The sequence below is a fragment of the Pseudomonas sp. 008 genome (genome assembly GCF_016861935.1).
GTDB lineage: Bacteria > Pseudomonadota > Gammaproteobacteria > Pseudomonadales > Pseudomonadaceae > Aquipseudomonas.
Genome location: NZ_BOMA01000008.1, coordinates 185,250 through 204,309, shown reverse-complemented (window position 1 = coordinate 204,309; position 19,060 = coordinate 185,250). Strand labels below are relative to the sequence as shown.

The window sequence follows — 19,060 nt, the reverse complement described above, 5'->3', positions numbered from 1 at the left end:
CGCTCCAGCGCGAAGCGGCCCTGAAATCTGTCATTGGGTTCTTTCAGGCAGGCTTCACGTCAGCTTACGACTGCTTCGCAGCCGAGCGGGAGCAAGCTCCCTCGCCACAGGGTTTGCTGCGTTCCCCCCGGGTAGTGAACAGCTCCGAACCCCGCGTGTCGTACGTAAACGACACGCCACCGGTTCAGGAGCAGCCTTATGGACACGCCCAAAGATGGCAAGACCCCGGACCTCTCGGCACAGGAACAGCGCGAGGTCGACAAGAACCAGCCCCCGCGCGCGGCGGTGCTGCACGAAATCATTCGTACTCAAGGCGACCAGGAACTCGAGCGTAGCGTTGCGGCGCTGTGGTGGTCGGCCTTGGCTGCCGGCCTGACCATGGGCCTGTCGCTGATGGGCATGGGACTACTCAACTCGCGCCTGCCGGACGGCGAAGGCTTCAAGGTGATCGCCAGCTTCGGTTACTGCGCCGGTTTTCTCGCGGTAATTCTCGCCCGTCAGCAACTATTCACCGAAAACACCCTGACCGCCGTGCTGCCGATCATGAGCAAGCCGACGCTGGGTAATGTCGGTCGGTTGCTGCGGCTTTGGACGGTGGTGCTGGTGGGCAATCTCTGCGGCACCTTGCTGGTGGCGTATGTGATGCTGCACCTGCCGATATTCGACAGCAAGACCGATCTGGCCTTCCTTGAGATCGGGCGCAAGGTCATGGAGAACGATGCCAGCAAGATGCTCGCCAAAGGCATCATCTCCGGCTGGATGATCGCCACCATGGTCTGGATGATCCCGTCCATGGAAAGCGCCAAGATGTGGATCATCATCCTCATCACCTATTTCATGGCGCTGGGCGATTTCACTCACATCGTGGTCGGATCGGTCGAGGTTTCTTACCTGGTGTTTGCCGGCGAGTTGCCGTGGAAGGATTTTTGGTGGGTGTTCGCAGGTCCCACGCTGGTGGGGAACATTATTGGCGGCAGTTTTATCTTTGCGCTGATCAGTCACGCGCAGATTCGCAGTGAAAGCGGGCCGCCGAAGACCTCTGCGGAGCGGGCTCAGGAATCCGAACCGCAGAAGGTCAAAAAATGATCAATGTCAGCCAGAGACATTGATTGCGGCAGCACTGCGACGTTGCAGGTAGATGAAGAACAGCGCCGTCAGCAGCGTGAACACGCTGACCAGCGCGCCGGTCCACGGCAAGTCCGCCAGGTCCGCACCGCTGGCCACCACCAGCCCACCAATCCACGCCCCGGCGGCGTTGCCGAGATTGAATGCACTTTGATTCAAGGTCGACCCGAGGTTTGGCGCCTCATGGGCCTGATCGATGATCAGCAATTGCAGGATCGGGCATAGCGCGAAGGCGAAGATGCCCCACAACACCAGCGTGATCGCCGCCGGTATCACTGAATGGCTGGTCTGGCTGAAGGCGGCCAGTACAATGGCCACGGCCAATGTCATCCCCACCAGCGAAGGCAGCAAGCGACTGTCCGCCAATCGGCCGCCGAGCATGCTGCCCCCGGTCAAGCCGACCCCGAACAATAGCAACATGATGGTTACGCCATGCGGACTGACGCCGGTGATGTCCTGCAGGATCGGCGCAATGTAAGTGAACACGCTGAACAGGCTGGTGGACGCCAGCACGCTCATGCCCAGCGCCAGCAGCACATTGACCTTGCCCAGCACTTTGAATTCGCTGGCCAGGTTGGCTTTGTCCATGGGGATTTCCTTGGGCAGCCAGACCCACTGCGCAATGGCCGCAATCACGCCAATCACCGACACTGCCCAGAAGGTCGAGCGCCAGCCGGCGTATTGCCCCAGCGCAGTGCCCAATGGCACGCCCAGCACGTTGGCCAAGGTCAGGCCGGTGAACATCATGGCAATCGCCTGGGCTCGTTTGTTCGGTGCCACCAGACTGGCAGCGACCACTGAGCCTATGCCGAAAAACGCGCCATGGCACAGCGCGGTGATCACTCGTGCGGCCATCAAAGTGGCGTAGTTCGGCGCCAGGGCGCAGAGGATGTTGCCGAGAATGAACATCAGCGTCATGCCCAGCAGTGTCGCTTTACGCGGCATGTTGGCGGTGCCGACCGCGAGAATCGGCGCACCGAACACCACGCCAAGGGCGTAACCGGTGATGAGCAGGCCAGCATGAGGAATGCTCACGGCGAGGTCGCGGGCGACATCGGGCAGCAAGCCCATGATGACGAACTCAGTGGTGCCGATGCCGAAAGCGGCAACGGCCAGTGCAAGCAAGGCGAGTGGCATGCGCAAGGTCTCTGTCGGTAGTCTTGACGCTTTGATCAGGCATACGCAGGCCGACGACCGTTCTCGATGAGAGCGGGCAGAGGCAGGAATTATTGGAATTAGTCTGTGCGCAACTGAGTGCGGCGTGGTCGCTTGCAGTATAAACAGCTGCGGACATATGGCGAATCAAATCTCTGTCCCGCGATGTAGGGGCAATACAAGGAGTGTGCTGTGCTTGCGACGATTCTGGTGTTGGTGGCGGCGCTGTTGCACGCGGCGTGGAATACCCTGATCAAGTTCAGCGCGGAGCGGCTGTTGGTGGTGGCCTGCATGGACAGCGTGGCGTTGCTGTTTGTCGCGCTGATGCTGCCCTTCGTGGCGCTGCCTCCACTGGATATGTGGCCGTGGATTCTTGCGTCGGCGGCATTCGAGTTGCTCTATCGCTACCTGTTGATCCAGGCCTATCGGGTCGGCGATCTCGGCCTGGTCTATCCGTTGATGCGTGGCCTGTCACCGTTGGTGGTGCTGGCGCTGACGCTGATCTTCGCCGGAGAAGTGCTGACGGCTCAGCAGATCTTCGGGATTTTGCTCATCCCGTTCGGCATGGTGTGCCTGCTCTGGCAGGGCGGTGGCGGGGTGCGCCTGCCGTGGTCGATGCTGCCGGTGGTGGCGCTGATCGGCTTGTGCATCGGCTGCTACACCTTCATCGATGGCCAGGCCTTGCGGCGCTGGTCCCATCCGCTGGACTACCTGGTTTGGGTCACAGTGCTCAGTGCCTGGCCGTTCCCATTGCTGGCGCTGGTGCGCAAACGCCCTGCGTTCATGCTGTTCTGGCGTGAGCAGTGGCGGTTGGGGTTGGCGGTCGGGTTCTGCGTATTGTTCAGCTACGCTCTGGTGCTGTGGGCCATGCAGCTCGGATCGATTGCCGAGGCAGCGGCGCTGCGCGAGATCAGCGTGATTCTGGTGGTGCTGTTCGGCATGCGCTACCTCAAAGAACCTTTTGGCAAGCCACGGCTCTTAGCCTGTGGACTGGTATTGATCGGCATGTTGGTGATGAAGTTTTAGTCGCCGCTGATGGAATTCGATTCTCTACAACTTGAAGAAGGGACTGCGTTATGACGGTTGCTCTGTGGTGCATTTTGATTGCGATCTGCTTGCCTTATCTGTGCACAGGCGTCGCCAAGTTCAGCAATGGCAAGTTCGGGCTGAAACAGAATCACGACCCAAGGGCGTTTCTGGATTCGCTCGAAGGCGTGGCCAGGCGTGCGCATTCGGCGCAGTTGAACAGCTTCGAAGTGACCCCGGCGTTTGCCGCGGCGGTGATCGTGGCGCATCTGGCCGGCAATGCCGAACTGGTGACGATCAATGTGCTGTCGGTGCTGTTCATCACCAGTCGGCTGCTGTACATCATTTGCTATCTGGCGGACTGGGCGATTCTGCGGTCGCTGGTGTGGGCCATTGGCATGGGGCTGATTGTCAGTTTCTTTGTGGTGTCTGTTTAACGGCAAGATCAAAGGATCGCAGGCTGCGCCATTCCCTGCAGGGATCGATGTTCATTCGCGATATTGCGACGAACGCTCTCGATGCTGACGCTGGCGTAGTCTGCGATCGTTTGCTTCTAAAGTTTGTCAGCCACCTGCGGCACCTGAGGCAACGCCGCCCCTTTAGGCCAGAGCATCCAGATCTGCCCCTGCTGTTTCATGTCGCCGGCCAATTGCCCGGCCGCCTCGCCCGTGCCCCAGAACAGGTCTGCGCGGACCTCGCCGGCAATCGCGCCGCCGGTATCTTGAGCGGCCACCGGACGCACCAGTGCGCTGCCGTCCGGTCGCGTCGTCGATAACCACAACAGGCTACCGAGCGGAATCACCTTGCGATCCACTGCCGCGCTATAACCCGCGGTCAATGGCACATTCAGCGAACCGCGCGGCCCTTCGTTGCTGTCCGGGTTGCGATTGAAGAACACGTAGCTGGGGTTGCTGCCGAGCAGTTCGGGAATGCGCGTCGGATTGGCCTTGGCCCAGTTATCGATGGCGCTCATGGTTACCTCTTCTTTCTTCAGCTCGCCCTGATCCACCAGCCAGCGGCCGATAGGTCGATAGGGGTGGCCGTTCTGGTCGGCATAACCAATGCGCAATTGACGGCCGTCATCGAGCTGGATGCGCCCCGAACCCTGGATTTGCAGGAACTGCAGGTTCATCGGGTCGGTCAGCCAGGCAATCACTGGCGCCTTCACGCCATTGGTTTCAATGGTTGCTGCATCGTCATAAGGCTTGAGCACGCGACCTTCGAGTCGTCCGCGCAGGCGTTTGCCTTTGAGTTCCGGGTAAATGCTGTCCAGCGAGACGATGATCATGTCCTCGGGCACGCCGTACACCGGGATGTTCGCTTGCTTGGTCTGGGTCAGGCTGCCGGGATACACCGGTTCGTAGTAACCGGTGATCAGGCCGTTGGGGTTGTCATTGGCGGCGCGCAGGCCGTAGACGTCGAGGTTCTGTTTGAGAAAACCACGGATGTCGCTGGCGGTTGGCTGCACGTTGGCGGAAGCGGCACAGGTGCCACCCCAGACCGGGTCGGCCTTGAGTCGGGTGCAGGCGCTGCGCCACGAGCCAAAACCGGCGACGAGGTCGTTGTCGGACACCGCTGGAAGGGCTTCCCAGGTAGCGCTGGAGTAGGTCGCCAGTGCGTGGGTTTTCGGTGTGCTGCTGTCGCCACCGGTGCAGCCCGCAAGCACGGCCACCATCGGAAGGGTCCAGGCCAGGTTGTGACGCCACGCCTTGAAACGGCTGTTCATGGAGTAATTCCTTTGCCGGTTGCCTGAGTGCTCCATGCGCTCAAACAACCCGTATTGATAATAGGGCTATTGGTCTTTGCCGGTGACGCGAGGATACTGGCCGCCGTTTCCAGTGATCTGAAGCCACCATGACTCTTAAAAGACTCTCTGTTGTATTGCTGGCCTGCCTGACCTTGTCCGCCTGCGGCGGTGTCGACCCGAACTCGCCTCTGGGCCAGCGCAAGGCGATCTTCAAGCAAATGCTCAAGACCGGCGAAGACCTGGGTGGCATGTTGCGTGGGCGTATTCCGTTCGATGGCCCGAAATTCGCCGACGGTGCCGTGAAGCTCGACGCGTTGTCCCATGAGCCGTGGAAACATTTCCCGCAGGTGCGCGAAGAAGATCACACCAGCGCCAAGGACGATGTCTGGCAGAAGCAGGCACGCTTCCAGGAAATGGCCCGCACCCTTGAAGGCGCCACCGGTGAACTGGTGATCGCCAGCCAGGTTCAACCCTACAAGGCCAGCAACCTGGGGCCGGCAGTTCAGAAAGTCGAAGACGCCTGTAGTGCCTGCCATAAAGAGTTTCGGGATCATTGAGGCGGTGTGTTCAAACCGGATTACTTATCCAGCTCGTCGAGCGCGTCCTGTAAATCCTTGCGCGATTGAGCCAGTTTGTCTTTGCGCTTGTTGATCTTCTCGGCGTCGCCTTTTTTCATCGCCTTGTCGAGGTCGGCCTGACGCCGGCTGACTTCGTGCTTGGCGTCGAGCACCTTGTTTTCCCGTTCCTTCTTCAAGGAAGCGTCGGTGCAATGGGCGGTGACCTCGCTCAGGGCGGTTTCCAGGCCAGCCTGTTGATCGGCGTTGCCGTGAGACTTGGCCAGTTCAATCTGGTTGATGATGCCTTGTTTTTTTGCGGCGCAGCCGGTCAGGCCCGGGGCGTCTTCGGCGGCCATTAATGGAGCGGCCATCACGCTGCACAGGGTCAACAAGGCGAGCGGTGAAAGAAGTTTCATAAAAGCTCCAGGTGAAAAATCGATGTAGCGATGGGCTATTTGAGCGCATCGGTACCTATGGGTTCCCAGGCTGGCGGGCGTCGCCGGCTGCTAAAAACCGTCAATCCCGGCAACACGTAATGTCTCGCTCAAGGCCAGGACCTGCGGGTCGCGGAAAAATGCGCTCAATTGCGCTGCGCGTCCCGGGCCGATGCCGGTTTCGGCCTGCCATTGTTCGGTGTTTCGTTGCGCCAGCGCCTGCCATGAATCGGCGAGCTGTGCCTGGCCAGTCGGCGGCAAGCCCAGGGCTTTGAGCCAGCGGGCGAACGGTCGTTGCCGGGCGCTGTTGAAACTGTTCAAAAGACGAGCACTGCTGCGTTCGCCGAAGCCGTCAATGTTAGCAAGCTCTTGCTCGTCGAGGGTCAACCAATCGAGCAAGTTGTCGAGACGTTCGGCCTTGAGCAGTTTCTCCCAGGTGCCCGGCCCGACATGCGGCAAGGCCAGCCCCTGTTTGCCGCTGAGCCAGGCCAGGCGCGCGAGGAACTGGCTTTCGCACCCGGGCGTCGGCTGCCAGCAACTTAACGGATGAAAATCTGCTGCCAGCGGTGCGTTCAATTCAGGACGTTCGGTGCTGCGCAATACGACACCGTCGAGCCTGGGGATGGTCAGCCCGGCCAGGCTGATGGCGACCTGATCGCCGGGACGAATGTCCAGCGCTTCCCAGCGCTGCAGGGAACTGACGCTGACACGCTTGATCTGCCGGTCATCGAGCATCACCGGTGCCAGATCCAGCACCGGTGTGATCCGGCCGGTTCGTCCAATCTTGAAGTGGACCTTGCGCACCTCGGCCAGTGCCTGGGCGAAGGGATACTTCCAGGCGACGCTCCAGTAAGGCGTTTTCGCCTGCCAGCGCTCGGCCGCTGGGCGCTGGCTCTGTCGCAAAACGACGCCATCGCTGACAAAGGGCAGAGGCGAGCGATACCAGTGATCGCGCCAGCGTTCGGCATCGGCAAATGCCTCGATCGGCTGGCTGTAGGGCGCGGTGCTCGGGAACCCCAGCTCATCCAGAGCCGCCACGCGGGCGGGCAGGCTTTTCGGGCCTTGTGGCCAGTCCCAGACGAACAGGCCGATACCGGCGGCTTGCTCAGGGTTCAGCGTCTTGCGTGCCATTAACCCGGCCACCGTGGCGCGGGCATTGAGGCTGCCGGCCTCGGCTTGCACGTGCTCGGTCAGGCGCCAATAGAGTTCGCCTTGCAGCAGCAGGTCCAGCGGCTGCGGAAGCTTTTGGGGAATGGTGGTGATCTGGCGTGCTGAGGCAGTCCAGTCATGGCCGGTCATCCCGTCACCACGACTGATCGCCTGGTGCAGCCAGCCGTTGCGATAGATCAACGTCACTGCCACGCCGTCGACCTTGGGCTGAATCCAGACCTCATCCCGATTTTTCAGCCAGGCTTCGACCGCGCGCCCATCGCGCAGTTTTTCCAGGCCGGTGTGGGCGATGGGGTGAGCAATCGTGCCACCGGCAGTGCGCAACGGTTCGGCTGAAGGGCCTGAGTCAAAACACTCGCGCCATTCGCTTAGTCGTATGCGGGATTGATCATAGAGTTCATCGGCGACCAAAGAGCGTCCTTCGCGATGATAGCTGTCGTCCCAGAGGTCGATTCGCTTTTGCAGTGCGTTGATTTCGTCCAGAGCGCGGGCCGGCGGCCAATCAGGGCAGTCGGCGGCATTGGCGGTCAGGCAGGTGAGGGTCAGCAGGAAACCGAAAAACAGGCGCAGGTTGGGCAGCATCGAGAGCGTCCTTGCTCGTTGGGATGCTTTCAAGGCTAGTCAGGTTTCGGGTGTGGAGTGCAGAGGTGTAATTCTGCGTGTTTCGAGGTGGGATCTTCTTCATGAAAAAGCCCCGCACGGCGAACCGTGCGGGGCTTTTTGACAACCGGGGAGGTCTTACAGGCCGGCCGCGACACGCAGAGCGTCGGCGCGGTCGGTTTTTTCCCAGGTGAACGTGGTGAACGTATCGTCGCCCACGGTTTTGGTTTCCGGGGTGCGACCGAAGTGGCCGTACGCAGCGGTGTCCTGGTACATCGGGTGCAGCAGGTCGAGCATGGTGGTGATCGCGTATGGACGCAGGTCGAACACTTCGCGGACCAGTTTGACGATCTTGTCATCGCTGATCTTGCCGGTGCCGAAGGTGTTCAACGAAATCGAAGTCGGTTGAGCGACGCCGATTGCGTAGGAAACCTGAATCTCGCAACGCTCGGCCAGGCCGGCAGCGACGATGTTCTTGGCCACATAACGACCGGCGTAGGCAGCCGAACGGTCAACCTTCGATGGATCTTTACCGGAGAACGCGCCGCCGCCGTGACGGGCCATCCCGCCGTAGCTGTCAACGATGATCTTGCGACCGGTCAGGCCGCAGTCGCCCACCGGGCCACCGATGATGAACTGGCCAGTCGGGTTGATGTGGAACTGGGTGTCCTTGGACAGCAGTTCGGCAGGCAGCACGTGCTTGACGATCAGCTCCATCACGCCTTCGCGCAGGTCTTTGTAGGACACTTCCGGGTTGTGCTGGGTCGACAGTACAACGGCGTCGATACCGACAACCTTGCCGTTTTCGTAGCGGCAGGTCACTTGCGACTTGGCATCCGGGCGCAGCCAAGGCAGCAGGCCGGACTTGCGGGCTTCGGCCTGGCGCTGAACCAGTTGGTGCGAGAAGGTGATCGGTGCTGGCATCAGCACGTCGGTTTCGTTGCTGGCATAGCCGAACATCAGGCCCTGGTCGCCGGCGCCCTGGTCTTCAGGCTTGGCACGGTCAACACCCTGGTTGATGTCGGGGGACTGCTTGCCGATGATGTTCATCACGCCGCAGGTCGCGCCGTCGAAGCCGACATTGGAGCTGTTGTAGCCGATGTCGAGAATCACGTTACGGACGATGTCTTCCAGATCGACCCAGGCCGACGTGGTGACTTCACCTGCGATGATTGCCACGCCGGTTTTCACCAGAGTCTCGCACGCCACGCGGGCGAACTTGTCTTCGGCAATGATGGCGTCCAGCACCGCATCGGAAATCTGGTCGGCGATTTTGTCCGGATGCCCTTCAGACACGGACTCGGAGGTGAAGAGGGAGTATTCGCTCATCTCGATTTTTTCCTGAATTTACCGATGGTGAGTGTCGCCAGCCGGTCGCTGAAAATGGCGGACCTGTATCTGGAAACCATTACGTAAGCCTACATAGAGGCTTTCCCCGGGAACGAGTCCCGCAGCGGTGGCCCAACGGGCCAGATCGTCCTGTTCAAACCCCAACCAGAGATCACCGCAGGCCTCCCTGGCCCAACTCTGGTTGTGGCTACATAACTCTGTCACTAACAGGCTACCGCCTGGTTGCAGCAAGCCGGCCATGTGCTTGAGCGCTTCGGCCGGTGCGGCAAAATGGTGTAGCACCATGTTCAGTACAACGCAGTCGGCCTGAAGGCTTACACCGTTCAGTGCATCGGCCAATTGCAGGCTGACGTTAGCCAGCGTTTCACGTTCGCAGACCTGACGGGCCAGTTCGAGCATTGCCGGGCTGTTGTCCAGCGCCGTGACCTGAGTGAAGCGACGCGCCAGCTCCGGCAGAAAAGCGCCATCGCCGGGACCTACTTCGATGGCCGTGGCGCCGGGGCCGAAGCTCAGTTTGTCGAGCAGGGCCACCACGCTTTCGCGGTATTGCGGCAGGCCGGCGATCAAGTCTTGCTGGGCGCGAAACTTCTCCGCGACCCGTGAGAAAAAGTCCTGGCTGGCCGCCTCACGTTGCCCGTGGACCTGACCGATCCGCGCCTGGACGTCAGTCGGCAGGGTCAGGTTGTCCACTTCTTCGAGCAGCGCGGCATGCAGCTTGCCGCCCAGCAGATCGGTGTGGGGCAGGGCACGACGGTAGAAAATCGCATTGCCTTCACGGCGGGTCGCCACCAGGTCGGCCTGGGCCAATACCTTGAGGTGATGACTCATGCCGGACTGACCGATGCCGAAGATCTGCGCCAGTTCCAGTACGCCGAACGAATCGTTGGCCAGCGCGCGCAATACATTCAGCCGCAGAGGATCGCCGCCGGCCTTGCACAGGGCCGCCAGCTCATCGCAATCGTCATGTTGAATGGAAGGCACGCGCAGATTCATAAGGCCAGCAGTCTAGTGACGGTCAGAAAACACCGCAAGAGCAATATCAAAAAGTTTTGATATTGGTCGATAGATGGCACTTCTTAACGTTAGTTTCAGTCCACAAACCAACAGCGGAAAGGTTTCATCAGTCGAATACGCCGTTATCCATTGGAAAAACGCCTTCGGATGACTATCTCTCATTGCCCCAAGGCGGGTCGGTGAGGGAAAATGCTCGCCTTTTTTCCGTTTCGTTTTATTCACTCTCGATTCAATATCCGCAGGAGATCAGCGATGCCCAGCCGTCGTGAGCGCGCCAACGCCATTCGTGCCCTCAGCATGGATGCCGTGCAAAAAGCCAACAGCGGCCATCCCGGTGCCCCTATGGGTATGGCGGATATCGCCGAAGTACTTTGGCGTGACTACCTGAAGCACAACCCGAGCAATCCATCGTTCGCCGACCGTGACCGCTTCGTGCTGTCCAACGGTCACGGCTCGATGTTGATCTACTCGTTGCTGCACCTGACCGGCTACGACTTGTCAATCGATGACCTGAAAAACTTCCGCCAACTGCACAGCCGCACCCCGGGTCACCCGGAATACGGCTACACCCCGGGCGTTGAAACCACCACCGGTCCACTGGGCCAAGGCCTGGCCAACGCAGTCGGTTTCGCCCTGGCGGAAAAAGTCCTGGCGGCGCAGTTCAACCGTCCTGGCCATAACGTCGTCGATCACCACACCTACGTATTCCTGGGTGATGGCTGCATGATGGAAGGCATTTCCCACGAAGTCAGTTCCCTGGCCGGTACGCTGGGCCTGGGCAAACTGATCGCCTTCTACGATGACAACGGCATCTCCATCGACGGTGAAGTCGAAGGCTGGTTCACCGACGACACGCCGAAGCGTTTCGAATCCTACAACTGGCAAGTGATCCGCAATGTCGACGGTCACGATCCGGAAGAAATCAAGATCGCGATCGAAACCGCGCGCAAAAGCGCACAACCGACGCTGATCTGCTGCAAGACCACCATCGGCTTCGGTTCGCCGAACAAGCAAGGCAAGGAAGATTGCCACGGCGCCCCGTTGGGTGACGCGGAAATCGCTCTGACCCGTGAAGCGCTGAAGTGGAACTACGGCCCGTTCGAAATCCCGGCTGATATCTATGCCGAGTGGGACGCCAAGGAAGCCGGTCGCGCTGCCGAAGCCGAGTGGGATCAGCGTTTCGCTGCGTACTCCGCCGCCTTCCCTGAGCTGGCCAATGAACTGGTTCGTCGCCTGAGCGGTGATCTGCCGACCGATTTCGCCGAGAAGGCCCAGGCCTACATCGCTGAAGTCGCGGCCAAAGGCGAATCCATCGCCAGCCGTAAAGCCAGCCAGAACGCCCTGAACGCCTTCGGCCCGCTGCTGCCGGAACTGCTCGGCGGTTCGGCTGACCTGGCCGGTTCCAACCTGACCCTGTGGAAAGGTTGCAAAGGCGTCACCGCCGAAGACGCCAGCGGCAACTACATGTACTACGGCGTTCGCGAGTTCGGCATGAGCGCGATCATGAACGGCGTGGCTCTGCACGGCGGCCTGGTGCCTTACGGCGCGACCTTCCTGATGTTCATGGAATACGCCCGCAACGCGGTACGCATGTCGGCGCTGATGAAGAAACGCATTGTCTACGTGTTCACCCACGACTCCATCGGTCTGGGCGAAGACGGTCCGACGCACCAGCCGATCGAGCAACTGGCCAGCCTGCGCTGCACACCGAACCTCGACACCTGGCGTCCGGCCGATGCCGTTGAATCGGCGGTGGCCTGGAAGTTCGCCCTGGAGCGTGACGACGGTCCTTCGGCGCTGATCTTCTCCCGTCAGAACCTGCAGCACCAAACCCGCAATGCGATCCAGATCGAAGAGATCGCCCGTGGCGGTTACGTGTTGAAGGACTGCGCAGGCGAGCCTGAGCTGATCCTGATCGCCACCGGTTCGGAAGTCGGCCTGGCCGTTCAAGCCTTCGACAAACTGACCGAGCAAGGCCGTAAGGTCCGTGTGGTATCGATGCCGTGCACCAGCGTCTTCGAAGCCCAGGACGCCGGCTACAAGCAATCGGTTCTGCCGTTGCAGGTCAGCGCGCGTATCGCCATCGAAGCCGCCCACGCGGACTACTGGTACAAGTACGTGGGCCTGGAAGGTCGCGTGATCGGCATGACCACCTACGGCGAGTCGGCGCCTGCGCCGGCCTTGTTCGAAGAGTTCGGCTTCACCCTGGAAAACATCCTGGGTCAGGCTGAAGAGCTGCTGGAAGACTGATCCAGAAAATGTGTCGTCTGGACTGCCGCTTTCGCGAGCAAGCCCGCTCCCACTGGAGATCGCACTCTCCTGTGGGAGCGGGCTTGCTCGCGAAGGCGTCGGGCCAGTCAATGCTGCACTGACGGATTCACCACGGTAATCGAGAACCCCATGCCTCAACCGCGTCCTTACAAAGTTGCACTCAACGGCTACGGCCGAATTGGTCGTTGCGTTTTGCGTGCGTTGTTTGAGCGAGGCGAGAAAGCCGGGTTTGAAATTGTCGCGATCAACGATCTGGCCGACATGGCCAGCATCGAATACCTGACACGCTTCGACTCCACTCACGGGCGGTTTCCCGGTGAAGTGAGGGTTGAGGGCGATTGTCTGCATATTAAGGGCGACTGCGTGAAGGTCCTGCGCAGTGCCACCCCCGAAGGCATCGATTGGGCGTCGTTGGGCGTCGATCTGGTGCTGGAGTGCTCCGGCGCTTATCACACCCGTCAGGATGGCCAGCGTTTTCTCGACGCCGGTGCGCCACGGGTGCTGTTTTCCCAGCCGATGGCCAGCGAGGCGGATGTCGACGCCACCATCGTCTACGGCGTGAACCAGGATTGCCTGACCGGCGACGAGCTGCTGGTGTCCAACGCGTCTTGCACCACCAACTGCGGCGTGCCGCTGTTGCGCCTGCTGGATCAGGCCATTGGTCTGGAATACGTGTCGATCACCACCATCCACTCGGCGATGAACGATCAGCCGGTGATCGACGCCTATCACCACGAAGACCTGCGCCGCACCCGTTCGGCGTTCCAGTCGGTGATTCCGGTGTCCACTGGTCTGGCGCGAGGCATTGAGCGCCTGCTGCCGGAACTTGCCGGGCGAATTCAGGCCAAAGCCGTGCGGGTGCCGACGGTTAACGTGTCTTGCCTCGATATTACGATGCAGACCGTGAGCGATACCGACGCCACCGAGGTCAACCGGATTCTGCGCGAGGCCGCCACCCATGGCCCGCTCAAAGGCCTTCTGGCCTACACCGAGTTGCCTCACGCCAGTTGTGATTTTAATCATGACCCACATTCGGCCATCGTCGATGCCAGTCAGACACGCGTTTCCGGCCCACGGCTGGTGAACATCCTGGCCTGGTTCGACAACGAATGGGGTTTTGCCAATCGAATGCTGGACGTTGCAGAGCACTATTTGCAAGCCGCTACTACTCCACAATCTGTCTTTCAAAAACAGTAACCCAGGAATTGCGACCCATGACCGTGTTGAAGATGACCGACCTCGATCTGCAAGGTAAGCGCGTACTGATCCGCGAAGACCTCAACGTCCCAGTCAAGGACGGTGTTGTCACCAGCGATGCGCGTATCCTGGCTTCGCTGCCGACCATCAAGCTGGCCCTGGAAAAAGGCGCGGCAGTGATGGTCTGCTCGCACCTTGGCCGTCCGACCGAAGGCGAATTCTCCGCCGAGAACAGCCTCAAGCCAGTGGCTGACTACCTGAGCAAGGCCCTGGGCCGTGAAGTGCCGCTGGTGTCCGATTACCTGGGCGGCGTCGACGTGAAAGCCGGCGACATCGTGTTGTTCGAAAACGTGCGCTTCAACAAGGGCGAGAAAAAGAACGCCGACGAACTGGCCAAACAATACGCCGCTCTGTGCGACGTGTTCGTGATGGACGCTTTCGGCACTGCTCACCGCGCCGAGGGCTCGACCCATGGCGTGGCCAAATTCGCCAAAGTCGCCGCTGCTGGCCCGTTGCTCGCCGCCGAACTGGACGCACTGGGCAAGGCCCTGGGCTCCCCGGCCCAGCCAATGGCTGCCATTGTTGCGGGCTCTAAAGTGTCGACCAAACTCGACGTACTCAACAGCCTGAGCCAGATCTGCAACCAGCTGATCGTTGGTGGCGGCATCGCCAACACCTTCCTGGCCGCTGCCGGTCACCCGGTTGGCAAATCGCTGTACGAGCCGGACCTGCTGGACACCGCTCGTGAAATCGCGGCGAAAGTCAGCGTGCCATTGCCAGTGGACGTGGTGGTCGCCAAGGAATTCGCTGAAAGTGCGACCGCGACTGTCAAACTGATCGCCGACGTGGCTGCAGACGACATGATCCTGGACATCGGCCCACAGACCGCGGCGAATTTCGCCGAGCTGCTGAAGTCGTCCAAGACCATCCTGTGGAACGGCCCGGTGGGCGTGTTCGAATTCGACCAGTTCGGTAACGGCACCAAAGTGCTGGCCCAGGCCATCGCGGAAAGCTCGGCGTTCTCCATTGCCGGCGGTGGCGACACTCTGGCGGCCATCGATAAATATGGCGTTGCCGAGCAAATCTCCTACATTTCTACCGGCGGCGGTGCTTTCCTCGAATTCGTCGAAGGCAAAGTGCTGCCGGCCGTTGAAGTCCTGGAAAGCCGGGCCAAGGCCTGAGGCCGCTCATTTGACCAGGCAAAGGAGTGTTCAGATGGTCAGGACATTAATGCTGTTGATCGCCGCGGGTATGCTGGCGGCTTGCGGGAGTAACCCGAAAGCCACGCCGGAGCCCGCGCCATCCGCGTCGGATAAAGGCTGCTACCAGGCTGACTGGCAAGCGGAAACCAACCCGGTGATCAACAAGCGGTCCGGGCCCGATGGCCTGGACAAATACGAGACACAGACTCCGGCCAAGGAACATGGCTGCCCTTGACGGGTCTGACTCTTTACTCAGGGCTGGCGGCATGCGCCGTCAGTCGAGGAACATGGATGAAAGGTTTTATCGCCGTTTCGGCGCTGGTATTGCTGGCAGGTTGTTCGAATTTCGACCTGTTCAAGCCTGCCCAATCAACGGACAACTGGACCACCTGGACCTGCGACAGTCAGGCCAAAGTGCTCTGGCGCTACACTGACGTGAGCCGCAAGGCAGTCGATGTCCGTTTGGGCGGCGCCGATCAGGTCTACCGCCTGAAGCTTGAGCCGGGCGCCGAAGGCTCGCTGTACAGCAACGACATGCTGGCGTTTCACGTAAAAGGTGAGGAAGGCCTGGTGTACTGGGTTGCCACCAATGATTTGATCGGCCGCGGTTGTAAAGCGCAGTAATTGACACGCCACGGATCTAATGTGGGTGCGGGCTTTTGTGGCGAGGGGGCTTGCCCCCGTTGGAGTGCGAAGCACTCCCGAAGCCAGCGGATGCAGTGCTTCAGTTAGACCACGTCGTCCGATTTGCGACTGCTGCGCAGCCGAACGGGGGCAAGCCCCCTCGCCACAAGGCTTCAGCGATACAAGAGTTTTGTTGTACCGAATTCGCAGCCCGGGCCAACCCCCGATCTGCAATAACTTGAATAGCCGCCGCCGCTACGGCAGGCTGGCACGATTAACGACCCTCAACCGGGAGAGACACACACAATGGCACTTATCAGCATGCGCCAGATGCTGGACCACGCAGCCGAGTTCGGCTACGGCGTTCCAGCCTTCAACGTCAACAACCTTGAGCAGATGCGCGCCATCATGGAAGCCGCTGACAAGACTGACTCCCCGGTGATCGTCCAGGCTTCGGCCGGTGCTCGCAAATACGCAGGCGCCCCGTTCCTGCGTCACCTGATCCTGGCGGCCATCGAAGAATTCCCGCACATCCCGGTGTGCATGCACCAGGACCACGGCACCAGCCCTGACGTCTGCCAGCGCTCCATTCAACTGGGCTTCAGCTCGGTCATGATGGACGGCTCCCTGGGCGAAGACGGCAAAACTCCGACCGACTACGAGTACAACGTTCGCGTTACCCAACAAACCGTGGCCATGGCTCACGCCTGCGGCGTATCGGTGGAAGGCGAGCTGGGCTGCCTGGGTTCGCTGGAAACCGGCATGGCCGGTGAAGAAGACGGCATCGGCGCCGAAGGCGTTCTGGATCACAGCCAAATGCTGACCGACCCGGAAGAAGCCGCGGACTTCGTCAAGAAGACTCAGGTCGACGCCCTGGCCATCGCCATCGGCACCAGCCACGGCGCCTACAAGTTCACCAAGCCACCTACCGGCGACGTGCTGGCCATCGACCGCATCAAGGAAATCCACAAGCGCATCCCGAACACCCACCTGGTGATGCACGGTTCGTCTTCGGTTCCGCAAGAGTGGCTGGCGATCATCAACCAGTACGGCGGCGACATCAAAGAAACCTACGGCGTACCGGTTGAAGAAATCGTCGAAGGCATCAAGCACGGCGTGCGCAAGGTCAACATCGACACCGACCTGCGTTTGGCGTCCACCGGTGCGATGCGTCGCCTGATGGCCACCAACCCGAGCGAGTTCGACCCGCGTAAATTCTTCGGCGCGACTGTGACTGCGATGCGTGATGTATGTATTGCGCGTTATGAGCAGTTTGGTACTGCCGGTAATGCTTCGAAGATCAAGCCGATTTCGTTGGAAGCGATGTTCCAGCGTTACCTGAAAGGCGAGTTGAACGCTAAGGTTAACTAAACCTTAGAATTTGACCCGTGTTGTGAAGAGCCCGCCGAGAGGCGGGTTTTTTCTGGGTGGGGATTTTTGCGCGCAATAACTACCCAAAAGTCATAGAAAACGGCGCTGTCGCTTGCTCAATGGCACTGACCACATGAGGCGCCTGTTCCCGATACTCAGGATAGCGTTCAAGTACTGTTTCAACCGAGGCAAGCAATTGCTGAATGCGCTCCTGAGGTCGCTCGATCTCACAGGTGTGCGCAAACTCAAGCAGTCCTTGCCGCGAGGCAAACATTGACTTGTTGCCCGCCAGATCCAAAGCCAAAACATCTTCCGGAATATAGGCCGTGGTGTTAACGATGTCGTAGGCCGGCGCCAGGCGTGCATCGCGTTGCGTAGGATCGGAATAGAGCAATCCGAAGTTTTTCAAATGAGCGTCGCCATTCCCGACAATACAGCTCAGGGCAACGCTATCGAAGAGCTGATCAAGGGAGGTGCGTAAATGTTTAGTCGGGCAGAACACGCGAATAGCCTTGGCGATTGCCGCATAGCTTTTGCTGTACTTCTGGTTAGCCGATAGCCCCATCAACACCGCCATGTCTTCAAATCCAATTGGGTTGAGCTGGTCGTCGCGATCAAAGCGACGCATGACAAACAGCTTGGCATTGTCGGAAAGGTAAAACGGCGGAACGGGAATACCGGCCTCCTTCGCAATGGACATGCAAAGGAACTCGTTGATTGCCAGACCGGGAAATTCGTCTCGGCCACTTTTGATAATCAGGTCCGAGGTTTTCGATGTCACCCGTGGCAATCCGGTTTCCAGGCGTTCCGGTACCAACACTTTGGGTTGAACGCCGGAAATGCCGGCACGCAGGATGTAGCGATCAAGAATGTCGGCGAATATATCTTCCGTGCCGTCCCAAGTCAGAATCTCTTCGAGTTTCTCCCCCGGAAATTGTTGCTCCTCCAGCAAGGCGTCAACCGTTTCAGACCGCACTTGCACCCTGCCAATGGGCGAAGTGCTGCCGGAAAGCGCCAGCAAAAGCATTGGATCGACATTCACGGTCTTGGCCAATCGATTGCGCAGTTGCTCCAATACATAGCCTTCCGGCAGATTCATCTGAAAAACAGGATGGAGTTCGCGCCGACGAAACTCGTCATGCCTTACTGGCATCGACAAGCTGATAGCCATTTCTGGCGATGCATCTTCGTGATAACGGAATGTGAAGTCTTCGGCATCGCTGAAAAGCCTGCCGCTACGTCCCTCGGGCGTGCTGACTTTGAGAGAGGACATCTTCATTCGAATAAATCCCCAAGCTCTTCAAGGGTCGGCATAGCAGCTGGAACGACAGCAAGCTCACAATCCAGAGCGCCAAGGACGCGCGCATAGGCGATCATGCCGACAGACAGAGTACCTTTCTCTACTGCGATGACTTTGTATCGTGTCAGCCCCGCGAGGTCGGCAAGCTGTGCTTGCGTCAGACCGCGATTTATACGTTTTTCGCGTATTTGGTTGCCAAGACGGCTGATCAACAGAAAATAATCCATGTTCCGCTTCCGTAACATTTATAGCTAAATGTAGCGTATACGCAACATTTTATCTACGTCGTATTTAAGTCCATGGCCATCGGCGACACAGGGATCGTAGAGCGTCAAGAACCCACCAACGCATCCCGAACACACACCTGGTAATGCACGGTTCGTCTTCGGTTCCGCAAGAGTGGCTGGCGATCATCAACCAGTACGGCGGCGACATCAAAGAAACCTACGGCGTACCGGTTGAAGAAATCGTCGAAGGCATCAAGCACGGCGTGCGCAAGGTCAACATCGACACCGACCTGCGTTTGGCGTCCACTGGCGCGATGCGTCGCCTGATGGCCACCAACCCGAGCGAGTTTGATCCGCGTAAGTTCTTTGGCGCGACTGTGACGGCGATGCGTGATGTGTGTATCGCGCGTTATGAGCAGTTTGGTATTGCCGGTAATGCTTCGAAGATCAAGCCGATTTCGTTGGAAGCGATGTTCCAGCGTTACCTGAAAGGCGAGTTGAACGCTAAGGTTAACTGAGTTTTTAGCGTTAATAAAAAAACCGCAGCGATGCGGTTTTTTTTGTATCAAAAATTTGATCAAGGTAAACGGCGTGGTTGGAATTAGGGGAATTAAAAGCCTTTATCTTTCAGCTTGTCGGATTTTCTAGATTGTTATTCTGTTTTGCTATAAGAAACTGTTAGTTTTTACA

At 59.3% G+C, this 19,060-nt stretch carries 18 protein-coding genes and 1 pseudogene; 11 read left to right on the top strand and 8 right to left on the bottom strand.

The window, feature by feature from the left end; translation table 11 throughout:
* Positions 1-198 precede the first annotated feature (198 nt).
* Entirely contained in the window at positions 199-1,086 is an 888-nt protein-coding gene (locus tag JUI81_RS18215; RefSeq protein ID WP_204124780.1) for a formate/nitrite transporter family protein, read from the top strand.
* A 6-nt stretch (positions 1,087-1,092) separates the two neighbouring features.
* On the opposite strand, the gene JUI81_RS18210 is transcribed toward JUI81_RS18215, so the two are convergent.
* Complete coding sequence (locus tag JUI81_RS18210) at positions 1,093-2,262, bottom strand: MFS transporter (RefSeq protein WP_018928743.1); 1,170 nt, start codon at positions 2,260-2,262, stop codon at positions 1,093-1,095.
* A 210-nt stretch (positions 2,263-2,472) separates the two neighbouring features.
* Here JUI81_RS18210 and JUI81_RS18205 point away from each other — a divergent pair, with 210 nt between their 5' ends.
* Both JUI81_RS18205 and JUI81_RS18200 read left to right on the top strand, forming a co-directional pair.
* Positions 2,473-3,306 carry an EamA family transporter gene (locus tag JUI81_RS18205; RefSeq protein WP_204124779.1) on the top strand — a complete coding sequence of 278 codons (834 nt, stop codon included), beginning with the start codon at positions 2,473-2,475 and terminating at the stop codon, positions 3,304-3,306.
* A gap of 50 nt (positions 3,307-3,356) precedes the next feature.
* The gene (locus JUI81_RS18200) at positions 3,357-3,743 is read left to right on the top strand and encodes an MAPEG family protein (RefSeq protein ID WP_018928745.1); all 387 of its coding nucleotides are present in this window, start codon (positions 3,357-3,359) and stop codon (positions 3,741-3,743) included.
* A 116-nt stretch (positions 3,744-3,859) separates the two neighbouring features.
* On the opposite strand, the gene JUI81_RS18195 is transcribed toward JUI81_RS18200, so the two are convergent.
* Positions 3,860-5,032 (bottom strand): murein transglycosylase A, encoded by a 1,173-nt coding sequence (locus JUI81_RS18195; RefSeq protein WP_204124778.1) that lies wholly within the window; start codon positions 5,030-5,032, stop codon positions 3,860-3,862.
* A gap of 128 nt (positions 5,033-5,160) precedes the next feature.
* On the opposite strand from JUI81_RS18195, the gene JUI81_RS18190 reads away from it, so the two are divergent.
* Positions 5,161-5,610 carry a cytochrome c gene (locus JUI81_RS18190; RefSeq protein WP_026286618.1) on the top strand — a complete coding sequence of 150 codons (450 nt, stop codon included), beginning with the start codon at positions 5,161-5,163 and terminating at the stop codon, positions 5,608-5,610.
* Positions 5,611-5,630: 20 nt separating this feature from the next.
* Here JUI81_RS18190 and JUI81_RS18185 read toward each other — a convergent pair whose 3' ends face one another.
* The 4 genes from JUI81_RS18185 to JUI81_RS18170 form a co-directional block, all read right to left on the bottom strand.
* Positions 5,631-6,026, bottom strand: a complete 396-nt coding sequence (locus JUI81_RS18185; RefSeq protein ID WP_019580648.1) for a DUF1090 domain-containing protein — start codon at positions 6,024-6,026, stop codon at positions 5,631-5,633.
* A 90-nt stretch (positions 6,027-6,116) separates the two neighbouring features.
* Positions 6,117-7,796, bottom strand: coding sequence for an NAD-dependent DNA ligase LigB (gene ligB / locus JUI81_RS18180; protein ID WP_204124777.1), 1,680 nt, complete (start codon positions 7,794-7,796; stop codon positions 6,117-6,119).
* Between the two features lie 156 nt (positions 7,797-7,952).
* Positions 7,953-9,143: a methionine adenosyltransferase gene (gene metK, locus JUI81_RS18175; RefSeq protein ID WP_028939060.1), complete on the bottom strand. Its 1,191-nt coding sequence runs from the start codon at positions 9,141-9,143 to the stop codon at positions 7,953-7,955.
* Between the two features lie 18 nt (positions 9,144-9,161).
* Entirely contained in the window at positions 9,162-10,157 is a 996-nt protein-coding gene (locus JUI81_RS18170) for a metalloregulator ArsR/SmtB family transcription factor (RefSeq protein ID WP_019580651.1), read from the bottom strand.
* A gap of 273 nt (positions 10,158-10,430) precedes the next feature.
* Here JUI81_RS18170 and tkt point away from each other — a divergent pair, with 273 nt between their 5' ends.
* From tkt to fba, 6 genes are all read left to right on the top strand, one after another.
* On the top strand, positions 10,431-12,428 hold the full coding sequence (gene tkt, locus JUI81_RS18165) for a transketolase (RefSeq protein WP_018928751.1): 1,998 nt from the start codon (positions 10,431-10,433) through the stop codon (positions 12,426-12,428).
* Positions 12,429-12,578: 150 nt separating this feature from the next.
* Entirely contained in the window at positions 12,579-13,646 is a 1,068-nt protein-coding gene (gene epd, locus JUI81_RS18160) for an erythrose-4-phosphate dehydrogenase (RefSeq protein ID WP_018928752.1), read from the top strand.
* 17 nt (positions 13,647-13,663) lie between these two features.
* Positions 13,664-14,827 (top strand): phosphoglycerate kinase, encoded by a 1,164-nt coding sequence (locus JUI81_RS18155; protein ID WP_007937921.1) that lies wholly within the window; start codon positions 13,664-13,666, stop codon positions 14,825-14,827.
* 34 nt (positions 14,828-14,861) lie between these two features.
* Positions 14,862-15,083 carry a hypothetical protein gene (locus tag JUI81_RS18150; protein ID WP_019580652.1) on the top strand — a complete coding sequence of 74 codons (222 nt, stop codon included), beginning with the start codon at positions 14,862-14,864 and terminating at the stop codon, positions 15,081-15,083.
* Positions 15,084-15,139: 56 nt separating this feature from the next.
* Positions 15,140-15,472: an MliC family protein gene (locus JUI81_RS18145; protein ID WP_018928754.1), complete on the top strand. Its 333-nt coding sequence runs from the start codon at positions 15,140-15,142 to the stop codon at positions 15,470-15,472.
* A gap of 306 nt (positions 15,473-15,778) precedes the next feature.
* Positions 15,779-16,843 (top strand): class II fructose-bisphosphate aldolase, encoded by a 1,065-nt coding sequence (gene fba, locus JUI81_RS18140; protein WP_018928755.1) that lies wholly within the window; start codon positions 15,779-15,781, stop codon positions 16,841-16,843.
* 79 nt (positions 16,844-16,922) lie between these two features.
* On the opposite strand, the gene JUI81_RS18135 is transcribed toward fba, so the two are convergent.
* Together JUI81_RS18135 and JUI81_RS18130 are read right to left on the bottom strand one after the other, a co-directional pair.
* Positions 16,923-18,122, bottom strand: coding sequence for a type II toxin-antitoxin system HipA family toxin (locus tag JUI81_RS18135; protein ID WP_204124776.1), 1,200 nt, complete (start codon positions 18,120-18,122; stop codon positions 16,923-16,925).
* Positions 18,119-18,370, bottom strand: a complete 252-nt coding sequence (locus tag JUI81_RS18130) for a helix-turn-helix domain-containing protein (RefSeq protein WP_064620880.1) — start codon at positions 18,368-18,370, stop codon at positions 18,119-18,121. The genes JUI81_RS18135 and JUI81_RS18130 overlap by 4 nt, the downstream gene beginning before the upstream one ends.
* Before the next feature lie 110 nt (positions 18,371-18,480).
* Here JUI81_RS18130 and JUI81_RS18125 point away from each other — a divergent pair.
* A pseudogene (locus tag JUI81_RS18125) lies at positions 18,481-18,888 on the top strand (class II fructose-bisphosphate aldolase); the annotation flags it as partial.
* Positions 18,889-19,060: the final 172 nt, after the last annotated feature.

Excerpts from the sequence above, each read along its gene's own strand:
- JUI81_RS18215 (WP_204124780.1), top strand. The coding sequence starts at position 199 with ATGGACACGCCCAAAGATGGCAAGACCCCGGACCTCTCGGCACAGGAA.
- JUI81_RS18210 (WP_018928743.1), bottom strand. The coding sequence starts at position 2,262 with ATGCCACTCGCCTTGCTTGCACTGGCCGTTGCCGCTTTCGGCATCGGC.
- JUI81_RS18200 (WP_018928745.1), top strand. The coding sequence starts at position 3,357 with ATGACGGTTGCTCTGTGGTGCATTTTGATTGCGATCTGCTTGCCTTAT.
- JUI81_RS18195 (WP_204124778.1), bottom strand. The coding sequence starts at position 5,032 with ATGAACAGCCGTTTCAAGGCGTGGCGTCACAACCTGGCCTGGACCCTT.
- JUI81_RS18190 (WP_026286618.1), top strand. The coding sequence starts at position 5,161 with ATGACTCTTAAAAGACTCTCTGTTGTATTGCTGGCCTGCCTGACCTTG.
- JUI81_RS18185 (WP_019580648.1), bottom strand. The coding sequence starts at position 6,026 with ATGAAACTTCTTTCACCGCTCGCCTTGTTGACCCTGTGCAGCGTGATG.
- ligB (WP_204124777.1), bottom strand. The coding sequence starts at position 7,796 with ATGCTGCCCAACCTGCGCCTGTTTTTCGGTTTCCTGCTGACCCTCACC.
- metK (WP_028939060.1), bottom strand. The coding sequence starts at position 9,143 with ATGAGCGAATACTCCCTCTTCACCTCCGAGTCCGTGTCTGAAGGGCAT.
- JUI81_RS18170 (WP_019580651.1), bottom strand. The coding sequence starts at position 10,157 with ATGAATCTGCGCGTGCCTTCCATTCAACATGACGATTGCGATGAGCTG.
- tkt (WP_018928751.1), top strand. The coding sequence starts at position 10,431 with ATGCCCAGCCGTCGTGAGCGCGCCAACGCCATTCGTGCCCTCAGCATG.
- epd (WP_018928752.1), top strand. The coding sequence starts at position 12,579 with ATGCCTCAACCGCGTCCTTACAAAGTTGCACTCAACGGCTACGGCCGA.
- JUI81_RS18155 (WP_007937921.1), top strand. The coding sequence starts at position 13,664 with ATGACCGTGTTGAAGATGACCGACCTCGATCTGCAAGGTAAGCGCGTA.
- JUI81_RS18150 (WP_019580652.1), top strand. The coding sequence starts at position 14,862 with ATGGTCAGGACATTAATGCTGTTGATCGCCGCGGGTATGCTGGCGGCT.
- JUI81_RS18145 (WP_018928754.1), top strand. The coding sequence starts at position 15,140 with ATGAAAGGTTTTATCGCCGTTTCGGCGCTGGTATTGCTGGCAGGTTGT.
- fba (WP_018928755.1), top strand. The coding sequence starts at position 15,779 with ATGGCACTTATCAGCATGCGCCAGATGCTGGACCACGCAGCCGAGTTC.
- JUI81_RS18135 (WP_204124776.1), bottom strand. The coding sequence starts at position 18,122 with ATGAAGATGTCCTCTCTCAAAGTCAGCACGCCCGAGGGACGTAGCGGC.
- JUI81_RS18130 (WP_064620880.1), bottom strand. The coding sequence starts at position 18,370 with ATGGATTATTTTCTGTTGATCAGCCGTCTTGGCAACCAAATACGCGAA.